The sequence below is a fragment of the Janthinobacterium sp. CG_23.4 genome, assembly GCF_029892305.1.
Taxonomy (GTDB): Bacteria; Pseudomonadota; Gammaproteobacteria; order Burkholderiales; family Burkholderiaceae_D; genus Janthinobacterium; species Janthinobacterium lividum_D.
Genome location: NZ_JARXUX010000001.1, coordinates 3,907,717 through 3,927,994 on the forward strand (window position 1 = coordinate 3,907,717; position 20,278 = coordinate 3,927,994).

The 20,278-nt window shown below is 55.8% G+C and carries 18 protein-coding genes; 10 read left to right on the forward strand and 8 right to left on the reverse strand.

The genetic code is table 11. The annotated features are described in order from the left end of the window. Nucleotides 1–33 precede the first annotated feature (33 nt). The 10 genes from H4V96_RS17505 to H4V96_RS17550 all read left to right on the forward strand — a co-directional run bounded on the left by H4V96_RS17505 (nt 34) and on the right by H4V96_RS17550 (nt 11,459). Nucleotides 34–936 carry a sulfurtransferase gene (locus tag H4V96_RS17505; RefSeq protein WP_280721078.1) on the forward strand — a complete coding sequence of 301 codons (903 nt, stop codon included), beginning with the start codon at nt 34–36 and terminating at the stop codon, nt 934–936. 23 nt (nt 937–959) lie between these two features. Beyond that, nucleotides 960–1,697 carry a GNAT family N-acetyltransferase gene (locus H4V96_RS17510; protein ID WP_196854653.1) on the forward strand — a complete coding sequence of 246 codons (738 nt, stop codon included), beginning with the start codon at nt 960–962 and terminating at the stop codon, nt 1,695–1,697. Between the two features lie 195 nt (nt 1,698–1,892). Continuing rightward, complete coding sequence (gene rffA, locus H4V96_RS17515; RefSeq protein ID WP_196854652.1) at nt 1,893–3,017, forward strand: dTDP-4-amino-4,6-dideoxygalactose transaminase; 1,125 nt, start codon at nt 1,893–1,895, stop codon at nt 3,015–3,017. 2 nt (nt 3,018–3,019) lie between these two features. After that, nucleotides 3,020–4,294, forward strand: coding sequence for a lipid III flippase WzxE (wzxE, locus tag H4V96_RS17520; protein ID WP_196854651.1), 1,275 nt, complete (start codon nt 3,020–3,022; stop codon nt 4,292–4,294). A 26-nt stretch (nt 4,295–4,320) separates the two neighbouring features. Then, the gene (locus tag H4V96_RS17525) at nt 4,321–5,592 is read left to right on the forward strand and encodes a glycosyltransferase family 4 protein (protein ID WP_196854650.1); all 1,272 of its coding nucleotides are present in this window, start codon (nt 4,321–4,323) and stop codon (nt 5,590–5,592) included. Nucleotides 5,593–5,673: 81 nt separating this feature from the next. Next, nucleotides 5,674–6,645, forward strand: coding sequence for an NAD-dependent epimerase/dehydratase family protein (locus tag H4V96_RS17530; protein ID WP_196854649.1), 972 nt, complete (start codon nt 5,674–5,676; stop codon nt 6,643–6,645). A 67-nt stretch (nt 6,646–6,712) separates the two neighbouring features. Beyond that, the gene (locus H4V96_RS17535) at nt 6,713–7,867 is read left to right on the forward strand and encodes a glycosyltransferase (protein WP_196854648.1); all 1,155 of its coding nucleotides are present in this window, start codon (nt 6,713–6,715) and stop codon (nt 7,865–7,867) included. A 56-nt stretch (nt 7,868–7,923) separates the two neighbouring features. Beyond that, entirely contained in the window at nt 7,924–8,883 is a 960-nt protein-coding gene (locus H4V96_RS17540; RefSeq protein WP_196854647.1) for an SDR family oxidoreductase, read from the forward strand. Beyond that, on the forward strand, nt 8,867–9,427 hold the full coding sequence (locus tag H4V96_RS17545; RefSeq protein WP_196854646.1) for a sugar transferase: 561 nt from the start codon (nt 8,867–8,869) through the stop codon (nt 9,425–9,427). Before H4V96_RS17540 ends, H4V96_RS17545 begins: the two co-directional genes overlap by 17 nt. Before the next feature lie 82 nt (nt 9,428–9,509). Continuing rightward, the gene (locus H4V96_RS17550; protein WP_196854645.1) at nt 9,510–11,459 is read left to right on the forward strand and encodes a nucleoside-diphosphate sugar epimerase/dehydratase; all 1,950 of its coding nucleotides are present in this window, start codon (nt 9,510–9,512) and stop codon (nt 11,457–11,459) included. A 160-nt stretch (nt 11,460–11,619) separates the two neighbouring features. On the opposite strand, the gene H4V96_RS17555 is transcribed toward H4V96_RS17550, so the two are convergent. From H4V96_RS17555 to rfbH, 8 genes are all read right to left on the reverse strand, one after another. Continuing rightward, nucleotides 11,620–12,555 carry a glycosyltransferase gene (locus tag H4V96_RS17555; protein WP_196854644.1) on the reverse strand — a complete coding sequence of 312 codons (936 nt, stop codon included), beginning with the start codon at nt 12,553–12,555 and terminating at the stop codon, nt 11,620–11,622. Between the two features lie 4 nt (nt 12,556–12,559). After that, nucleotides 12,560–12,964 (reverse strand): GtrA family protein, encoded by a 405-nt coding sequence (locus tag H4V96_RS17560; RefSeq protein WP_196854643.1) that lies wholly within the window; start codon nt 12,962–12,964, stop codon nt 12,560–12,562. Continuing rightward, nucleotides 12,961–13,908, reverse strand: a complete 948-nt coding sequence (locus H4V96_RS17565) for an NAD-dependent epimerase/dehydratase family protein (RefSeq protein WP_196854642.1) — start codon at nt 13,906–13,908, stop codon at nt 12,961–12,963. Before H4V96_RS17565 ends, H4V96_RS17560 begins: the two co-directional genes overlap by 4 nt. 4 nt (nt 13,909–13,912) lie before the next feature. Beyond that, nucleotides 13,913–14,968 (reverse strand): SDR family oxidoreductase, encoded by a 1,056-nt coding sequence (locus tag H4V96_RS17570; protein ID WP_196854641.1) that lies wholly within the window; start codon nt 14,966–14,968, stop codon nt 13,913–13,915. Between the two features lies 1 nt (nt 14,969). Then, nucleotides 14,970–15,995, reverse strand: a complete 1,026-nt coding sequence (dmpG, locus tag H4V96_RS17575; protein WP_196854640.1) for a 4-hydroxy-2-oxovalerate aldolase — start codon at nt 15,993–15,995, stop codon at nt 14,970–14,972. A 1-nt stretch (nt 15,996) separates the two neighbouring features. After that, nucleotides 15,997–16,893, reverse strand: a complete 897-nt coding sequence (locus H4V96_RS17580; RefSeq protein ID WP_196854639.1) for an acetaldehyde dehydrogenase (acetylating) — start codon at nt 16,891–16,893, stop codon at nt 15,997–15,999. A 189-nt stretch (nt 16,894–17,082) separates the two neighbouring features. Then, nucleotides 17,083–18,921 carry a thiamine pyrophosphate-binding protein gene (locus tag H4V96_RS17585; RefSeq protein ID WP_280721079.1) on the reverse strand — a complete coding sequence of 613 codons (1,839 nt, stop codon included), beginning with the start codon at nt 18,919–18,921 and terminating at the stop codon, nt 17,083–17,085. Continuing rightward, nucleotides 18,922–20,250, reverse strand: coding sequence for a lipopolysaccharide biosynthesis protein RfbH (gene rfbH / locus H4V96_RS17590; protein ID WP_280721080.1), 1,329 nt, complete (start codon nt 20,248–20,250; stop codon nt 18,922–18,924). It lies immediately after the preceding gene. Nucleotides 20,251–20,278 lie beyond the last annotated feature (28 nt).

Below are 20,278 nucleotides of genomic sequence, written 5' to 3' on the forward strand. Positions count from 1 at the left end.
ATGTCGGCTGTTCAGTCTAAGCCGATCGCCATCATGCAAGCCATCATCCCAGCAACACCCGCCGTTTCCGCCGCCGCCAGCCCGCTGGCTTCCACCCCCGCCGCCACCTTTGTCAATATTGCCGCGTATAAATTCATTACGCTGGCCGATACCGAAGACATGCGCCCCTTGTATCAGGAGCAATGTCTGGCGCTGGAACTGAAAGGCACGATCCTGCTGACGCCGGAAGGCATCAATATGTTCCTGTCGGGCACACGCGAACATATTGACACCTTCCTCGCCTGGGTGCGCAGCGACCTGCGTTTGGCCGATCTGGAGTGGAAAGAGAGCTTATCGAACGAGCAATCGCACAAGCGCATGCTGGTCAAGCTGAAAAAAGAAATCATCACCATGCGCATGCCGCTGATCAAGCCGGAACTGGGCCGCGCGCCATCCGTCGACGCGCATACGCTCAAGCGCTGGCTCGATGCTGGTGTCGACGATGCGGGCAAACCGGTGGTCATGATGGAAACGCGCAACGCCTTTGAAGTGGACGTCGGCACGTTCAACAACACCCTCGATTACCGTATCGACAAGTTCACGGAATTCCCGGCCGTCGCCGCCGCGCACAAGGATGAGCTGGAAGGCAAGACCGTCGTCACCTTCTGCACCGGCGGCATCCGCTGCGAAAAGGCCGCCATCCACATGAAGGAAATCGGCTACGACAGCGTGTACCAGCTCGACGGTGGTATCTTGAAATATTTCGAGGAAGTGGGCGGCGAGCACTACACGGGCGACTGTTTCGTCTTCGACTACCGCACGGCGCTGAACCCAAAACTGGAACCGACGGAAACGGTGCAGTGTTTCGTCTGTCGCGCCGTCGTCACGCCGCGCCAGCAACTGGCGCCGGAATATGTGTATGAAGTGTCATGCCCGCATTGCCATCAAAAAGGCTAAACTAGCGGACACTTGGGAAAAAAATGAATCAATACCTATCCGACTTGGACACCCGCCGCTTTGGCATCGTCACGGTCAAGGCCGACGGCTTCGCGCAGGAAGATGAGCTTGCACAATGCTTTTCCTTTTGCCAGGAAAACCAGGCATCGCTGCTGATTGCCCGCATCGACGCCAGCAAGACGCCGCTGACGCACGCGATGGAGCGTGCCGGCGCCCTGCTGTGCGACACGCTGGCCTATTACGACTTGCCACTGAGCAAGGTGCCCAAGGCGCCCGAGGCGCGTGCCAGCAGTGACGCCGTCGTGGTGCGTGAAATGGTCGCGGCCGACCATGCGCACGTGGTCGGCATTTCGAAGGCGGCGTTTAGCGGTTACTTCGGCCATTATCATTCGGACCCCAGACTGAATAAGCAGGACTGCGACGATACCTACGTTTCCTGGTGCGCATCGACGCTGGCCAGCACCGATCCTACCAACCGGATACTGGTGGCGCAAGACGACGCGGGAGTGTGTGGCTTTCTCACCATGCGCCTGCACGAAGATGCCCGCCTGGAACTGGTATTGAGTGGTGTCGACCAGCGCGCCACGGGCCGCGGCGTGTATCGACGCCTGATACAGGCTGGCGTGGCGTTCGCAGCCGAACATCAGCTGGCGCACGTGTTTACCTCGACCCAGATCAGCAATATTGCCGTACAGAAAGTATGGTGCGCCCAAGGCTTTGCGCCCACAAACTACGTGCATACTTTCCATAAGTGGTTCTGATTCACTACCGGAAGCCGCAACCGGCGCGCACCCGTCGAGCACAAGACACGGCATGCAGGTGCAAGTACGACAGGCCGGTGTTCCAAAATTGCAATAATTTCCGAATATACAGGCCATAAGGTAGCGGCCCGCTCCGTACATCCGGCAGCGGCACGCATGGCATTTATTATCACATCGTTCAAAAGTGACTTATTAATGATCCCGTTTAATCATCCCTACCTTACCGGCAACGAAATAGTCAATATTCAGAAAGTGCTGGAAAACCGGAAAATTTCCGGCGATGGCGAGTTCACGAAGAAGTGCCAGGCCATGTTCGAGCACAAACTCGCCATGCGCAAGAGCTTGCTGACCACCTCGTGCACGGATGCGCTGGAAATGTCGGCCATCCTGCTCAATATCGGCCCCGGCGATGAAGTCATCCTGCCCTCGTACACCTTCGTCTCGACGGCAAACGCCTTCGCACTGCGGGGTGCAACACTGGTGTTTGCCGACAGCCAAGCCGACCAGCCGAATATTTGCCCCGCCGACATCGAGCGCCTGATCACGCCACGTACCCGGGCCATCGTCGTCGTGCATTACGCTGGCGTGGCCTGCGACATGGACCGCATCCTGGCATTGGCCACGTCGCGCGGCATCGCCATCGTCGAAGATGCGGCGCAAGCCGTCGACTCGTTCCACAACGGGCGCCCGCTGGGCACCATCGGCGACCTGTCGGCATTCTCCTTCCATGAAACCAAGAATATCCAGTGCGGCGAAGGTGGTTTGCTGGTAATCAACAAGCCGGAATACGATGTGCGCGCCGAAATCATTCGCGAGAAAGGCACCAACCGCTCGTCCTTCTTCCGCGGCGAAGTCGACAAATATGGCTGGGTAGACATCGGTTCGTCCTTCCTGCCATCGGATTTGCTGGCTGCCTTCCTGTATGCGCAGATCGACTCGCTCGAAGCCATACAGGCGCAGCGGCGCCGGGTTTGGTCGCGCTATGCGGCCAACCTGACCCAGGGCCTGCAAGGCGACTGGTTCACCTTGCCCGTCATTCCTGACTACGCCAGCAACAATGCGCACATGTTCTACCTCGTCTGCCGCAACCTTGATGAACGCTCACGCCTGATCGCCGCTTTGAAAGCGGCCGGCATCATGGCCGTATTCCACTACCTGTCGCTGCACAGCAGCCCGTATTTCGCCGCCACACACGGCACGCGCGCGCTGCCCAATAGCGACCGCTACACGGACTGCCTGCTACGCCTGCCCTTGTTCCCGGAATTGACGAACGAGCAGGTTGACCACATTTCGCACACCATCCTGACCTTCTATTCCTAAGCATGCGTTTCCTCAAAGTCGGCCTCCTGTTTGCCGCCTCGACTGTGAGCAAACTGGTCGCGGGATTGCTGATCGTCAAAATCGTCGCCATCTATCTAGGTGCCTCCGGCCTGGGACAGTTGGGCCAGTTCATGAGCCTGATGTCGATGATCACCTTGCTTGCCGGCGGCGGCATAGGCACGGGCATCATCAAGTATGTGGCCGAATTCGAACATGACGAGCGGCAGTTGAACGGCTACCTGCGGGCGGCAAGCCTGATCACGCTTGCCGTGTCGTTCCTGCTGGGCTTTGTCTTGCTGCTTGCCGCACCGCAAATTTCGCAATGGCTATTTAACAGCGGCGAGTATGCCGGCGTGATCCGGGTGCTGGCGGCCGCCCAGTTTGCGATTGCCTTCACGAATCTGTTGATGGGGATATTGAATGGACATAAGCGTGTGCATGCCTTTGCCCTAGTCAACTCGGTCAGCGTCGCCCTCGGCGCGGCGGGCGTAGCCCTAGGTTGCGCGCTGTACGGCATGCGGGGCGCCATGTATGGCTTGATCTGGATGCCCAGCTGCACCATCTTGCTGTTGCTGCCTTGGTATCGCCTGAGCCTGAAGTTCTCCTGGCAGCGCCTGAAACCGCAGTGGGATGGCGTCAAGGTACGGCAATTTGCAGGCTATTCGCTGATGATCGCCGTTACCGTGCTAAGCATGCAAATGTCGCAAATCGTGATCCGCTACATCATCGCCCACTACAATAGCTGGGTCGAGGTCGGCTACTGGCAAGCCGTCAGCAAAATATCCGACTCCTACCTGTTATTCATCACGGTCGTCCTGTCCAATTATTACCTGCCCCGCTTGTCGGCGCTGCGCGCGCGCGCGCAGATCGGCAGGGAAGTGGCAACCGCCTACAAAGTTGCCATGCCGCTCCTGCTGCTCATGAGCATCGGTATTTTCATCCTGCGTGACTCGATTGTACTGCTGCTGTTTTCTCCGGAATTCCTGGCGATGAAGGATTACTTCACCTGGCAACTGGCCGGCGACGCCTTCAAGGTGGCCGCCTACATCAGCGGCTACGTGGCCGTGGCCAAGGCCAACACCCGCTTGTATATCGCCGCCGAAATACTCCAGGCCAGCCTTCTGGTTTTGCTATGCTATTTCTTTGTGCAGGCATATGGCGCCATTGGCGCGACCTACGCTTACTTCACGACGTATCTGCTGTATTTCCCGCTTACCGTCGCCATCTTGAAGTATTACCTGTCCCAAAAAATCGAACCATGCACGGCCACGCCGTAAATCACCTTCACTGACTGAATAATCCTATGCCCTTCCCCGAAAAAATTCTGCTGCTCCATGGCGCCTTTAGCCTGGGCGGCATTGAAACCCATATTCTGCGTCTGGCAGAGGAATTGCATGGGCGAGGCATTCAGGTGCAGGTACTGCTGCTGACCAAGAAATATGAAGCCAGGCTACTGGCGGAACTGCGGCAATACGCGGTGGTGCAATTTGCCGCCGATATGCTGAACAATCCTGCCTCGCCCTTGCGCAATAATTTGCAATGCATGGCGGTCATGCCGCCGCGCGAGACCGAACTGGAGGAACTCCTCGCCGGTGTCGATTGCGTGCATGTGTGCGGCGTATGGAGCCTGGTGTACTACATCCGCCACGTCCTGCCACGCGCACCACGTACCAAGGTGGTATGCGGCGTATATCATCAGAACGAGTTCAACTTCCGCTCCATCCATCCGCGCTTTTTCCAGCAACAGCTTTTCCAACTCGTGGATCAATCGATTCCGGCCGATTCCATGCTGTTTTTTAATGAAAAATCGATCGATACAGCCGTCGAGTTATATGGCGAAAAATATACCGGCAGCGATGTTTTCCCGATCGGTATCAAATTCAGGCAAGATACAATAAATCCTTCGCAAAATTTCCAGTCCAGGAAAATTATCTCGGTTGGCAGGATTACCAGCTTCAAGACCTATAATTTTAGAATGGTCCTAGCGTTCCCGGAAATTTTGAAAATTGATCCGACATTTGAATACCATATCTATGGCGATGGCGAGCAATTGCTGGAACTGCGGCAATTCATCGAAGCCCGTGGCTTGCAACAATCCGTTATCTTGCATGGCTCTCTCCCTTATCAGGATTTTGAAAAGGTGATAGGCGAGGCATTTGCCTTTGTCGGCAGCGGTACGGCATTGCTGGAAGCGGCCGCCATGGGCATTCCGGCGATTATCGGCATCGAATCGGATGAAGAGGGATTAACGTATGGCTTGCTGAGCCAGCTAAAAGGCTATAGCTACCACGAAAAAGGTCTGGCCTTTCCCATGGAATCGTTTGCCACATGCATTGCGGCGCTTGCTAATGCTGGCCAGGAAGCCTATGCCGTGGTGTCCGAGCGGTGCAAAATGCGGGCGGCCGAGTTTTCCATCGGGGAGTTTGTCGATTTATATGTCCGCTATTTGAAGCAGCACGCCCTGCTTCCTGATCCACAACTGCGTATTAATATGCCAAAATATTTACTTGGAATTGTTTCCTGTTTCGCACTGGGCCGGCTGGACAAGAAAAAATTATTCAGCGCGCGGTATTGACCAAGATTGCCCTGCTTATCCGTCTGCCTTGACGCTAACCGTGATCGGCGCCAGCCTACCACTCCACCACACCGTCCTGCCATGAATATATCGATTACCGGCGCTTCAGGATTCATCGGCAAATTGCTATTGCAACAGCTTGCCGCAACGCCGCATGCGCTCGCCATCCTGAGCCGCAAGCAGGGTGGCGCCACACCCGGCATCCGTTGCGTGCAGGGCGACCTGCTGCAAGAGAATACAGCCCTGCATGTTTTCGCCGATAATAGCGATGTGATTGTCCATTGCGCCGGAGAAATCAAGGATGAACGCCTGATGCAGCAGCTGCATGTCGACGGTACCCGACACTTGTTAAACGCCGTCCGCGCCTCGATCAGAAAACATGGCAAGCCCGTGCATTGGGTGCAACTGAGCAGCGTCGGTGCCTACGGCTTGGACGGAGCAGGCGCACAGACAGGGCGCACCATCAGTGAAGCAAGCGAGGAGTTGCCGGTGGGTGTGTACGAGGTAACGAAAACGGCATCGGACCAGTTGGTGCGCGATTTTGCCGGACAGGAACCCTTGTTCAGCTATACCATCGTGCGGCCCACCATCGTCATCGGCGCCAGTATGCCCAACCAGTCGTTTCATGCCATGGCCCGCATGATCAAACGCGGCGTCTTTTTTCGCATAGGACGCCAGCCAGCCATGGCCACCTATGTGCACGTGGATGATGTGGTACGCGCCTTGCTGCAATGCATCAGTGATACGCGGGCGCGTGGCAAAGTATTCATCGTGGCAAATGATTGCCCGCTAGAGCAAGTCGTGACGTCCCTGGCCCAGGCGATGCGGGTTGCTCCGCCGCGATGGACACTGCCGGAAGCGCCGTTACGCTGGTTGCTGAAACTGACGCCGTCATGGATCAAGCTGCCACTGACGACAGCGCGTGTCGATGCGTTAACCCGCAAGACGCGCTACTCTTCCGCCCTGATCGGTAGTAGTCTGGACTTTTTTCCTGCGGAATCAATTCCAGAAAGCATTCCTCAGTTAATTCATGACTCAGCCCACCGCCTGTAGTCAACGCCAACACAGCGACAGCGCCTGTGCGGCAACTCAAGAGATACATTGAAGAGCAGATTAGAACATGAGCAGAAAAAAGATTTGTTTAATATCAACAGTACCGATACCTCTTCAGGTTTTCATGCGCGAGCACATCGAGAAGTTATCAGAGTACTACGATGTGACTTTGCTGTGCAGTGGCAATGGTAAGGAATTGCAAGGCATGCTTAATGAGCGCGTCGTCTTCCAATCTATCGCTATCGAACGCAAGATCAGTCTCATCGCTGATGTACTGGCCCTGCTGGCACTGCTGCGCGTGTTTCGCCAGGAAAAGTTCGACTGCGTGCACTCACTGATGCCCAAGGCCGGCCTCCTGTCCATGCTAGCCGCCTGGCTGGTGCACATTCCGGTACGCATCCATATTTTCACGGGGCAGGTGTGGTTCGCCAAGACAGGCCTGATACGCTCCATGCTCAAGTACATGGACCGGATCATTGCCGCGTGCGCCACCCACCTGATGGCGGACAGTCCATCGCAGCGCGATTTCCTCGTCGCCGAAAAAGTCGTCCCGTCCGCCAAAATTACCGTGCTGGGACGCGGCTCGATCAGCGGAGTCGACGTGGGACGCTTCAAATTTGACGCGCAGGCCCGCGCCAGCGTGCGTAGCGAACTGGGCATTGCCCCCAATGCCGTAGTCTTCCTGTTCCTGGCCCGCCTGACGCGCGTCAAGGGCATCCTGAACCTGACCCGCGCTTTTGCCGGTATCGAAGCGCAGATGCCGCACGCCCAGCTCCTGATCGTCGGCCCCGACGAAGAACACCTGATGCCGATGCTGGAACAGGAATGGGCAGGCTGCTCACAAAAGATTCATTGCGTCAACTACACCCAGCAGCCGGAGCGGTATATGTCGGCCGCCGATGTCTTTAGTCTGCCAAGCTATCTGGAAGGCTTCAGCTCGGCCACCATCCAAGCTGCCGGCGTGGGCTTGCCCGCCATCGTTTCGCATATCTATGGTCTGACCGATGCGGTCAAGGGTGGCGTGACGGGCATCTTCCATGCCACGGGCGATATCCAAAAAATGCAGGAAGCCATGCTGCTGCTGTATCACGATGAACATCTGCGCCGGCAAATGGGCCAGGCAGCGCAGCGCCGTGCCTATCAGGAATTCTCGCAGGAAGTCATCGTCGAAGCCATGCGAAAATATTATCAAAAAATCTTGGGTGGCGAAGTACACTCCTAGCGCCTGCCAATGGCAATACATACGCCACGCAGGTGGTCATTCAACAAAGGTAAAAGATGATTTTGCTTACCGGTGGTACCGGCTTCGTGGGCTCTGCCGTCCTGGCCAGGCTGGTTGCGGATGGCGCCATGCCAGTGCGCGCCGCCGTGCGCAGCGCTGGCGCGCACATTGCGCCCGGCATCGACACAGTGGCAGTCGGCTCACTGGCCGAGGAAACCGACTGGCGCGAGGCGCTGGCTGGCGTCAGCGCGCTCGTGCATTGTGCCGCGCGCGTCCACGTCATGGACGAGAGTGCGGCAGACCCGTTGGTAGAATTTCGCAGGGTCAACGTGCAAGGAACCCTGGCCCTGGCCAGGCAAGCGGCGGCTGCGGGCGTCAAGCGCTTTGTATTCATCAGCTCCATCAAGGTCAATGGCGAAATGACGGCGGTAGGCAAGCCCTTCACGGCCGAGGACATCCCCGCACCGGCCGATGCCTATGGCGTGTCGAAAATGGAAGCTGAGCAAGCCCTGCGCGCGTTGGAAAGCGATAGCGGCATGCAAGTAGTCATCATCCGGCCGCCGTTGGTCTATGGCAAGGGTGTCAAGGCCAACTTCGCCGCCATGATGCGCTGGCTGGCGCGCGGCATTCCCCTGCCCCTGGGCGCCATCCATAACCGGCGTAGCCTGGTAGCACTCGACAACCTGGTGGACTTGATCGTCACCTGCGTAGACCACCCGCAAGCGGCCGGCCAGACTTTTCTGGTATCCGATGGGCAAGATCCATCCACTACCGAATTATTGCAGCGCATGGGCCGCGCCATGGGCCGCCCCGCGCGCCTGATCCCGGTGCCCTCCGCCTGCCTGACATTCGGCGCCAGCCTGCTTGGCAAAGGCGCCGTGGCACAGCGCCTGTGCGGTTCGCTACAGGTCGATATCGACAAGACGCGCCGGATGCTGGATTGGACACCTCCCTTGACACTGGATCAAGGTTTACAAGAAGCTGCGAAAGGAACTGTACGTGAAACGCGCGTTTGACCTCATGCTGGTATTGCTGGCCTCCCTGATTCTGTTTATCCCCATCGTGCTCGTCGCGCTCCTGGTGCGGCTTACCTCGGCGGGACCGGCCCTGTACTGGTCCGATCGCGTGGGGAAGAACAACACGATATTCAAGATGCCCAAGTTCCGCAGCATGCGGGTAGGCACGCCGGCCGTGGCCACGCACCTGCTGGCCGATGCCCACTCGCACCTGACCCCGGTTGGCAACTTCTTGCGCAAGAGCAGCCTCGATGAGCTGCCGCAACTGTGGAGCATCATCCGTGGCGACATGAGCTTTGTCGGTCCCCGACCGGCGCTGTTCAACCAGGACGACCTGATCGCCTTGCGCACGCAATATGGCGTCGAGAAACTGCCGCCTGGCTTGACGGGCTGGGCGCAAGTCAATGGGCGCGATGAATTACCGATTCCGGAAAAGGTCAAACTGGATGTGGAATACCTGCAGCGGCAATCGCTGCCCTTCGATATCAAAATTATCGTGCTCACGTTCCTGAAGGTCGTGCGCCGCGATGGCATTACCCACTAATGTGTAGCAACAGTGCCACTGTGCCTGGCCGGCCCTGTCATTCATCGCGCTGTAACCGATCGAGCAATTATTCGCCCCAAACATGAAAATATTCCTTGGCTTTTCCCGACTGCACAAGAAACTGCTGGCCTCCACGCTGGACCTGTTCTTTTTGCCACTGACCTTTTTCCTGGCGATCGCCTTGCGCTACGATGTCCTCAATCGGGAGTTGCTCACGCAATACCTGTGGCTGATCATCGCCACGCCGCTGGTCTCGATCCCGATCTTCATCCGCCTGGGACTATACCGTGCCGTCATCCGTTTCATCGACCAGAAAATCGTCTATGTCGTCATACTCGGCGTGACCCTGTCCGTTGCGCTGCTGGTGGCCATGACGGCGTTTGCCACCCACATGCAGGGCTATTCGCGCGGCGTCTTCGGCATTTACTGGGTCAGCGCGATTACCTATGTGGTGGCCAGCCGTTTCCTCGCCAGGGGCATGCTGCTCAATTCAAACAAGGAAACGGACGTCGTGCGCGTAGCCATCTATGGCGCAGGCAAGGCCGGCAGCCAGCTGGCGAACGCCCTGCGCGCAGGCCAGGAATACCTGCCGGTGGCCTTTATCGACGACATGAAGGAACTGCATGGCGCCACCATTTCCGGCATCAAAGTCTACGCGACCACGGATCTGCAGCAAGTCATCGAGAAAAACAAGATCACAGAGATTTTCCTCGCCATGCCCTCGCTGAACAAGGGCAAGCAAAAGCATATCCTGCACATCGTTGAAAACCACAAGGTCAAGGTCAAGGTGGCGCCGCCGGTGGAAAGCCTGCTCAATGGCGAATTACGCATGCAGGACGTGCGCGACATCGAAATCGACGATTTGCTGGGGCGCGACCAGGTCACACCGGACCCGGCCCTGATCGCCCGCTGCATCACCGGCAAGGCCGTGATGGTGACGGGCGCCGGCGGTTCCATCGGTTCAGAATTGTGCCGCCAGATCATCAAGCTGCGCCCGACGCGCCTGATTCTGCTGGAAATGTCCGAGTTTGCCCTGTATTCGATCAAGCAGGAACTCAAGGACATCAAGCTGCTGCGGGGCTTGGATATCGAGCTGCTGCCATTCCTTGGCAGCGTGCTCGATACGGAAAAATGCAAGACCATCCTGGCCAGCTTCGAGGTCGAGACCCTATACCACGCCGCCGCCTACAAGCATGTGCCCCTGGTGGAATTCAATCCCATCGACGGCGTGCGCAACAACGTATTCGGCACGCTCAGTATCGCCCAGGCGGCCATGGCGGCGGGTGTCAAAAATTTTGTGCTGATCTCCACGGACAAGGCCGTGCGCCCCACCAACGTGATGGGCACCACCAAGCGCCTGGCTGAACTGATCTTGCAAGCGTTTGCGCGCGAACAAGCCAACACGCGTTTTTGCATGGTCCGTTTTGGCAACGTACTGGGTTCGTCCGGCTCGGTCGTGCCTCTGTTCCGCAAGCAGATTGAAGCGGGCGGGCCGATTACCCTGACGCACCCGGAAATCACGCGTTATTTCATGACCATCCCCGAAGCGGCACAGTTGGTCCTTCAAGCAGGCGCCATGGGCGAAGGCGGCGACGTCTTCGTGCTCGACATGGGCGATCCCGTCAAGATCATGGACCTCGCCATCCGCATGATCCATCTAAGCGGACTGGAAGTGCGCAGCAAATCGGCGCCGGACGGCATCGAGATCGAGCATGTCGGCTTGCGCTCGGGAGAAAAGCTGTATGAGGAATTACTGATTGGCAACAACGTAGAAGGCACGGAACACCCCTTGATCATGCGCGCCCAAGAGGCGGAGATCCCGTGGTCTGAACTGCGCACTATCCTAAGCGACATGCAACTGGCCTGCACGGACTTCAACTACGAAGAACTGCGCGCCCTGCTGCTACTGGCGGTGCAGGAATATGCGCCGCAATGCGGGATTGAGGATTTGATCTGGAGCAAAAAAAATCAGCTCGCGCAAGCGCAGCGAGACATCAAGGTGGTGGAGAATCCACGCTATCAACTACGCTAGGAAGAGATATCCCGCACGCCATTCACGGTGTGCCGGTGCCCTTCAAGAGGAGTGCGCCGGGGCATGACCTGCGCCGCCCTGGCGCACACGACACTGCCAGAATGACTGGCACTGGAGGCACGCACCACACGTGCCTGCATACCGACTGAAGTACTGGACACTAGAAGTTCACGCGCTCCAGCTCCACCACCAGCGGCATCTTACGCACCTGCGTATGGATGGAACCAATATATTCCCCCAGCACGCCAATGAAGAAAGCCTGGATGGCGCCAAAGAAGAAAATACCGATTAGGATGGGTGCAGTTCCCAGCTTGAACGAATCCCAGAACAGCAGCTTGGCAACAAAAAACATGAATGCCACCAGCAAGCTCATAAACGCAAGAAAGAATCCGCTCATTGCCATCAGGCGCAACGGCACCTTGGAATGGTTGGTAATCCCCAGCATGCCGATGTCATACAAAGTATAGAAGTTATTCTTTGTAATACCGCGCTGCCGGCGTGGCTGTTTGAATGGGACGGTCGCCACGGAAAAACCGATTTCACACAGCAAGCCGCGGAAATAAGGATAAGGATCATCAATTTTACGCAAGATATCGATCACTGCTCGATCAAACAGGCCGGCGCCAGTGGCATTTTGCACCAATGGCACGTCTGAGATTTTGGAGATAAGACGATAGTATGATTTACGCAGGAAGAACATCAGCGAGGATTCTTCGCTTTCGGGCTTCACTGCCAGCACCGTCTTGTAGCCCTCTTCCCACTTTTTCACGAACTCCGCGATCATTTCCGGAGGATCCTGCAAATCGGAGGCTATCAGCACGCAAGCATCGCCGTTAGACTGCAACATGCCGTAATAGGGAGATTTGATATGCCCAAAGTTCCGCGCATTGACGATTAGCTTTACTCTGTTATCCTTCGCAGCAAGCTCCTTGATGCGTTTTACCGTGCCGTCGGTCGATGCATTATCAATACAGATATGCTCATACTCATAGGGCAGGGTCGCCATCACGGCTGCGACACGCTGGTACAACTCGTCGATATTTTCTTCTTCGTTGTAACACGGTGTCACAATGCTAATTAATTTCTTTTCAGACATTACATCAATCCTTTTTATAAACCCAGTGGCTCATCAGAACCCAGCTCAATGCTATGCTAAACGGTATGCAAACAATCTGTCCAGCATATGGCCCCAATGAGAAATTTCGTGCCAGCAGCATCAAAAAACCAGCATTGACGACATAGATAGCCGAGTAAGCCAGAATGAATCGAAAAAATACATTCCAGCTGGTTCGCCCCTGAAAGACTACACGTCCAAAGCAAAAGTAATTAAAGATCACACCCGCAACAGTTGCCAGAAACAAGGCAAGCAGATAAGGCAGAGCAAGCAGCAATAAAAGCGCGTAGACAGCATAACCAAATGCCGTATTCAAGCCACCCGCGAACAGGAATCTCAGAATTTTCGGATCTTGCAACTTGGCCAGAAGGTTGGGGCCGCGGGCGTTCAAACGGCGGCCTCGCCAGGTACGGACAAGATCGCACGCGCCTCCTGCAGCACCCCCTGCAAGGAGGTCGTACTTGGACAATATCCAAAATCCGCAGCGCGCTTGTTTAATGAGTAATAATAAGGCTTGCCACCGGTAGCATTTACCGCCACGCTACTCCTGGTAATTTCATACTTCAAGTCGAATTCTTCCTGCATTGCCGCCAGCAAGGCAGGCTTGTCGACAGGTTCAAGGCTATAACAGTCAAGCGCGGCATTTTCAGGTGGCGCATTCAGAACCGCACTCACCAGTTGTGCAAAATCGGCCGCACTCATATAATCTCGAACAATATAATCAGCCGATGTCATGAGCACACTTCCATCGCGAATGGCACGCAATATATCGCTAATAAGAAAGCGCGCCGACATATCCTGCGTCCGGCTAAAATAATTAAAGACGCGAACGTCAACAATTGCATGATCCGGCAGCGCGCGATGGCGGCACTCCGCGTATAGCTTTGCCATCGCGTACCAGTCATGCGGCTGAAAATCGTTCAGCGCCACAATTGCCTGGCTGCTGCGCGTGACAGGCTCCTGAAAACTGCTGCCATAGGCTGCGCCACTGCTCAGGAAGATATAGCGGCAATGCGGATGGTTTTGTAAATAGGACAAAGCCATAGCGTCATACTTCAAGGTCACGTCAAAAATCGACGCGCCCATCTGCACGGCCTGGGCGGGATTTCCCACACCGACGAAATTGATGATCGCGTCATACTCTGCTCCCTCGTTGAAGTCTTCAAACGCAGCACTATGCAGCGCAGAAGCATCCAGCTTATTCGCTTCCAGCCAGGCAGTTATCGCCTCCGGGCGCCGCGAAAACAATGACAGTTCATGCTGACCGTCCGCCATGAATGATAGGATCAGGTCTTTTGCAATCTGGCTGGTTGCCCCCAAAATAGCAAGGTGCATTAACTCACCTCGTCACTTCGGCAAACCAGCGCCATGTTTTGTCGATAGTTTGCTCCAGCGTACAGGTCTGTATGACACCCAGGCTATTGTACGTAATGCTAATATCAGGGAACAGGTCATCCAGTTGGCCCGGCTTGGAAGGTGCTGTATTCAGCGACACCTCAGAACGCGTACCGCTGTGGCCGATGATCATGCGCGCAAGCTCCAGGTGACTAACTGGCGTCGGGCTGCCGATATTGTAAACCTGGCCATTCACGCCACTGACTAAGGCCGCCAGTGTCCACCACGCTGCATCACTGCCATACAGATAGCTGCGGCGTGCCCTGCCATCACCGTGAATACGAATCTCACCACCGGTCAGCACGTCGCGCAGGAAGCTATTGATGGCCCATGGCCGATCCAACGATTGATATGCACCAGCGAACGTGAATGGGCGAATTGTGCTCACCGGCAAACGCAGCTGGCTGCGATAAATCGCTGCAAGGCTTTCAGCCGCCCGCTTCGATTCAGCGTACACCGTATGCACCTGGCCGCAAGGACTGGGGAAATACTCATTTTCGCTCAATGCCCCCGGGCGATTCGGTGTACCGCTGACCAAGCATGAACTGACATTCAAAAACCGGTTTAAGTTATCGAGCTTGGTTGCCGCTTCCAATGCATTATTCAAACCGAGCAATGTCGTTTGCTGTACACGCAGGGGATCGGACGCGTGCACGCGATTGTTCGGGATGCCCGCCGCGTGGATCACGAAATTCGTGTTCCGCGCATACTCGAATGGCGAGCGCACATCCTGCGACACCAGACGAATCTCCGGACGGCCCGACAAATGCGGATAGCGCTGCGCCCACTCGTTGACGTTTCGAGCATACAGATCCAGAGTAATTCCCAAATCATATTCGTCATTCAGGGCTTTAATAGTTTCCGCAATCCAAGTTCCCAGAAAACCGGTACCGCCTGTGATAGCGAGATGCTGGCGCCCGAGCCGGGCGCGCAGTTCTGGTTGATGTGCACTGGCCAGGAGACAATCCTGACGAATTTCCTCAAAACGATCGGTAGCCATATTAGACTCTCTTAGCAGCATTCTGCGCGGCCAGATCCCGCGCGACCTCGATAATCAAGCTTTCCTGCCCAGCGACTGCATTTCGCTTGCCCAAACCGAAGAAGATGTCGCGCGGATCGACGTTATAGTCTTGCGCGGCACGGCCGACTGGCTTGGCGAAGCCAGAGAAGACACCGGCCAGTCCGCTAACAATCGACAACGGCGAAATACTCGGTGCGATCGGATTGAAGTCCCTCTCGGCAATGTCGGCTGCGTCAAGAATTTTATACAGGTCAATCCCTGTTTCGTAGCCCAGGCGGTCAAGAACAGCCACAAGCACTTCCAGCTGGGTATTGCCGGCGCCGGCGCCAAAGCCACGGATGGTGCCGTCTAGTATCGTTGCACCTGCCTCGATGGCCGTTACGGAGTTGATGACCGCCATGCCCAAGTTATTATGACCATGGAAACCGACGGGTATCGACAAACCATCAACCAAGGTCGAGACACGTTCCTTCACATCGCTGGGGAAATACGCACCAGCCGAATCCATGATCACGATGGCTTCCGCGCCGTACGATTCCATTTTGCGCGCTTCTTCCAGTAAAACGGCAGGCGTCGCCATATGGCTCATCATCAGCACGCCATAGGCTTCCTTACCGGCCTTGCGTACAAAATCGATATGCCGGTCGGTCACATCGGCTTCCGTGCAATGCGAGGCAATGCGGAAGACGTCGACGCCGGCTTCCAGCGCCTTGGTCAGATCGGACTTGATGGTGCAAAAACCTGGAATGACATGGATCGCCAACCGGGTATTGACCAGGTTCGCGCGCGATGCCTCGAAAATCTCGGCATCGCTGAGCAGACATTCTCCAATCAGCAGCGACGATGCGCCCAGGCCATTACCATGGCCCACCTCGATAATTGGCACACCAGCAGCTTCGGCTGCCTTGCAATACGAGACAAAGCTATCGCGGCTTAATTGATGGCGCACTGCATGGTTACCATCGCGTAACGTAGGGTCACTAATCAGAATTTTTTTCTTGGTCATATCAGACCTCCCGGGAAATTTCAGATTTGGCGATGAGCTCTGCCATCGCGATTGCAGCGCAATTAATGATATCCAGATTGCCGGCGTATTGCGGCAGATAGTCCCCCGCGCCCAGCACCTTGATGGTAGTGATTACTTTTCCACCTTCGAAGGTGGGCGGCACAATCAGCTTATAACCTGGAACATATTGCTTTAACTGGTCTACCATGGAGGCAACCGATGCCTGCAGAGCAGCGATATTCGGTTCCTTGATTTTGGCATAAATGGTGGTCTGCATATCAATCGGCGGATTGGCTGGATTCAGGATCAGGATAGCCTTGGTGCGTTTGGCACCCGAAAACTTGCGTAATGCATCCTGCGTCGTCTCGATATACTCGTCCAGGTTATAGCGCGTGGCCGGTCCCGCACTGCGGGAGGCGATACTGGAAGCGACTTCGATATATTCGATATCCGGATGCACTTGCGACAGCGCGTAGGCAATCGGAATCGACGACTGGCCGCCGCAGGTGATCATGTTGATGTTACGGGCGCCGCTACCTTCCGCGCACTCGGATGCGTTGATGGCGGGAATGCAAAACTCGCCGAGTTTGGCCGGCGTCATGTCAATGACCGTCTTGCCCAACCGCTCGAGGATTGCCCAATGCTCGACATGCGCTTGCGCCGAGGTGCAGTCGATGACCAGATCGCAAATCGATGGATCGGCAACAATAGCTTCAATGCCGCGGTCGGAAATCGGTACGCCGAGCGCATTCGCCCGCTTCATTCCCGCCGAGTTGAAATTACGGCCAGCAAACAACGTGCAGGTCAGGTTCTCCGAACGCATTACCTTGATCAGCAAATCCGTGCCAATATTTCCCGACCCGATTATTGCCAGTTTTAGTTTTTTCGATGAGGTCATCGTAATCCCATATATTCTATAAATAGTGCTGTGGCTCGTCTCAAGCAATAACTCGCTTACCAGATCAATCAAAACCTGTCGTATACCAGTATTTCCGGCCTGCGATGCTTACCACAGCATAGACAGTCGGCGCCCCGCCCCAGTGATTAGCCGAGCCTCCTCGCGCCCGCTTTGTTATGACAGTAACGCTTAACCGAGCGACTTCGACTTTTCATGCATGCCGTCGAGCATTGCACGCTCCAGCACAGCACGCGGCAGCAATGGCGACAAATCCTCCAACGGCGGCGACACGAGGCTACCATCCTCGCGCGATACCAGAGACAGTTTCGGCGAAAAGACCTGCTCGGGATGCATGAATACTTCACAAATGACAGGGCCGTCGGCTGCCTGTACTTTCTCAAGCGTCGTATCGCATTCATCCCATGTTCTGATCTGGAAGGTAGGAATATCGAATGCAGCGCCAATCTTCGAGTAATCGGGGCAAGAGACGCCGGACGACTTGTCCGTGCCGACATAACCGCTCTTGAACAGAGCATTTTGCGTATGCTTAATCATGAGATAGCCATCATTATTGAAGATAAACAACTTCACTTTCAGACGATAATGTACGATCGTTTGCAGCTCCTGCAAATTGAGCATCATGCCGCCATCACAATTCAAGCACATCACTTCACCACGATCTGTCGCGAAAGCAACGCCGATAGCAGCAGGCAATCCATAGCCCATTTCGCCAAGTCCGGTGGACGTCATCAGGCGTTGGGCGTCTTCAATATGCAAGGCCTGGTGTGCGCACAACAAAGCGGTGCCCATATCGGTCACAACAATCTGATCCTTCTTGAAGAAACCATTCAGCCGTTCCATAAAGCGGTAGGAATTCATGAACTCGCCCTGATCCGCGTGTTCAATACCAACCCAGGGGAACTGTTCCTGATAGTTGCGGCACATGGCCAACCATTCACCGTGGCTGGACATGACGCGCTCCTGCAAGCGCTCGGTGAGCATATCTATGAAATCGCTGGCATCGCAAACCAGCATCTGGATGGCGCGCGCCTGGTGCTTGCGGACTTCCTGGGCATCGATATCCACGATGTCGATACGGGCACCGCGCGCCAGTTCGGACAAGTCGTAGCCAATCTGAGGAATGGCGAGACGCGTGCCGATTGTCAACAGGTAGTCCGAGTTCTGCAAGATGAAATTGGCAGAGCGCTGCCCATACACACCTGCTCGGCCAAACACTAGCGGATGTTTCGAGTCAACCATGTCGATACCTGCCCATGAAACCAAGGCCGGAACACCTAATTGCTCCAGAAGAGGAACAATCTTGGCTTCGGCACCGGCAAGGCGTATGCCATGGCCGAGCCAGAGCAGCGGACGCTTGGCCGACAACAATGCCTCGACAACGCTGTCGACCTGCTCAGACAGCCCGGTGGACACAGGCGATTTCACGTCAGGCGCCACAAACTGGGCAGCGCTCTGTGCAGTGATGCGGCTGGACTGGATATCCATTGGGATTTCAATCCAGCAAGGACCAGGGCGCTGATCGAATGCTATATACACGGCCTTCTGGATCTCGTAGACCGCTTGCTCCGGCTGCATGACCCGCTGCGCATACTTGGTTACCTGACTCACCATCTGTACCGAATCGTAGCCTTGAACACCCCACATCCGCAGCGTATTTTCAGGCTTGGTGAAGCGGGAATTCTCGTTACCAGCAATAACAATTCCGGGAATCGAATCAGCCCAGGCGGAAACCACGCCGGTCACACCATTGGTCGACCCAGCACCGGTAGTCAGCAGCGACACGGCCAACTTACCATTTGTACGGTAATAGGTCTGCATGGCCATGCATGCGGCCTGCTCATTATGCACACAGACGATCTCGGTATAGCCGCGCCGTGAGATGGCTTCGAACAAATGCACGTTACCGGCGCCAATAATGCCGAACGCATGCTCAATCCCCAACTCTTCCAGCGCCGCAGCGATCAGTTCGCTAACCTTGATCTTTTCTACTGTTTGCTCTGCAATCACTTAGAACCCCACACCAAAAAATTCTTCCATTTTAGCAACTGTGAAATCCAGCATTTCACGGGCCAAGCCTGGGAACACGCCGATCCAGAACGTATCGTGCATCACACGGTCGGTATTGGTCAGCTCGCCCGACACGCGGAAATTACGGCCGATCATGTATGGCTGGCGGGTTAGGTTACCGGCGAACAGCAGGCGGGTACCGATCTTGTGCTGGTCAAGGTAGGTCAGCAGGTCGACACGGCTGACGTTGGCTTCTGGCTTCAAGGTCAACGGGAAACCAAACCACGATGGGTCCGAGTTTTCAGTCGCTTCAGGCAAGATCATGAATTCCGCACAGGATTGCAGACGGTCCTTCAGGTAAGCAAAGTTATCCTTGCGTGCTTGGATGAAGCTAGCCGCGCGGTCGAGCTGCGCCACGCCGCAGGCCGCCTGCATGTCGGTAATCTTGAGGTTGTAGCCCAGGTGCGAATAGGTATACTTGTGATCGTAGCCTTCTGGCAGAGTGCCCAGCTTGCAGCAGAAACGCTTGCCGCAGGTATTGTCCTTGCCCGGCGCGCAGTAGCAATCGCGCCCCCAGTCGCGGAACGATTCGGCGATTGTCTTCAGTTCGGGATCGTTCATGAACACGGCACCGCCCTCACCCATGGTGATGTGATGCGCAGGGTAGAAACTCAAGGTGCCGATGTCGCCGAAGGTGCCGACCATCTGGCCGTTATAGGTCGAACCGAGGGCATCGCAGCAATCCTCGATCAGCCACAGCTTGTATTTCTTGCACAGCGCAACGATGACTTCCAGATTGTATGGGTTACCCAGCGTATGCGCCAGCATGATGGCCTTGGTCTTCGGCGTAATGGCGGCTTCGATCAAGGAGGCATCGATATTGTAGGTACCCAGCTCCACATCCACGAAGACAGGCACGGCGCCAAACTGCAGGATCGGATTAACGGTCGTCGGGAAACCCGCCGCCACGCCGATGACTTCGTCACCTGGCTGGATTGCACGCGCGCCCAATTTTGGCGAGGTCAGCGTGTTGAACGCCACCAAGTTGGCCGAAGAACCTGAATTGACGGTGATCAGGAATTCCACACCGATGAGCTTTGCCAAGCGCTTCTCGAATTCATCGTTGAAGCGGCCGGTGGTCAGCCAGGCATCCAGTGAAGCGTCAACCATCATCTGCATTTCTTCAGCACCAACAACTTTGCCGGCGGGTGGAACAACGGTGACACCTGGCTCGAATGGGCGCGGGGCACTGGCCAGCGCACCATATTGGGCGACGAGCTCACGGATTTGTTCGCGGAGTTGTTCTTTGGTTTGTTGTGGAGCTGTCATGATAATAACCTTGCTTATATATTGATAA

Excerpts from the sequence above, each read along its gene's own strand:
- H4V96_RS17505 (WP_280721078.1), top strand. The coding sequence starts at position 34 with ATGCAAGCCATCATCCCAGCAACACCCGCCGTTTCCGCCGCCGCCAGC.
- H4V96_RS17510 (WP_196854653.1), top strand. The coding sequence starts at position 960 with ATGAATCAATACCTATCCGACTTGGACACCCGCCGCTTTGGCATCGTC.
- rffA (WP_196854652.1), top strand. The coding sequence starts at position 1,893 with ATGATCCCGTTTAATCATCCCTACCTTACCGGCAACGAAATAGTCAAT.
- wzxE (WP_196854651.1), top strand. The coding sequence starts at position 3,020 with ATGCGTTTCCTCAAAGTCGGCCTCCTGTTTGCCGCCTCGACTGTGAGC.
- H4V96_RS17525 (WP_196854650.1), top strand. The coding sequence starts at position 4,321 with ATGCCCTTCCCCGAAAAAATTCTGCTGCTCCATGGCGCCTTTAGCCTG.
- H4V96_RS17530 (WP_196854649.1), top strand. The coding sequence starts at position 5,674 with ATGAATATATCGATTACCGGCGCTTCAGGATTCATCGGCAAATTGCTA.
- H4V96_RS17535 (WP_196854648.1), top strand. The coding sequence starts at position 6,713 with ATGAGCAGAAAAAAGATTTGTTTAATATCAACAGTACCGATACCTCTT.
- H4V96_RS17540 (WP_196854647.1), top strand. The coding sequence starts at position 7,924 with ATGATTTTGCTTACCGGTGGTACCGGCTTCGTGGGCTCTGCCGTCCTG.
- H4V96_RS17550 (WP_196854645.1), top strand. The coding sequence starts at position 9,510 with ATGAAAATATTCCTTGGCTTTTCCCGACTGCACAAGAAACTGCTGGCC.
- H4V96_RS17555 (WP_196854644.1), bottom strand. The coding sequence starts at position 12,555 with ATGTCTGAAAAGAAATTAATTAGCATTGTGACACCGTGTTACAACGAA.
- H4V96_RS17565 (WP_196854642.1), bottom strand. The coding sequence starts at position 13,908 with ATGCACCTTGCTATTTTGGGGGCAACCAGCCAGATTGCAAAAGACCTG.
- H4V96_RS17570 (WP_196854641.1), bottom strand. The coding sequence starts at position 14,968 with ATGGCTACCGATCGTTTTGAGGAAATTCGTCAGGATTGTCTCCTGGCC.
- dmpG (WP_196854640.1), bottom strand. The coding sequence starts at position 15,995 with ATGACCAAGAAAAAAATTCTGATTAGTGACCCTACGTTACGCGATGGT.
- H4V96_RS17580 (WP_196854639.1), bottom strand. The coding sequence starts at position 16,893 with ATGACCTCATCGAAAAAACTAAAACTGGCAATAATCGGGTCGGGAAAT.
- rfbH (WP_280721080.1), bottom strand. The coding sequence starts at position 20,250 with ATGACAGCTCCACAACAAACCAAAGAACAACTCCGCGAACAAATCCGT.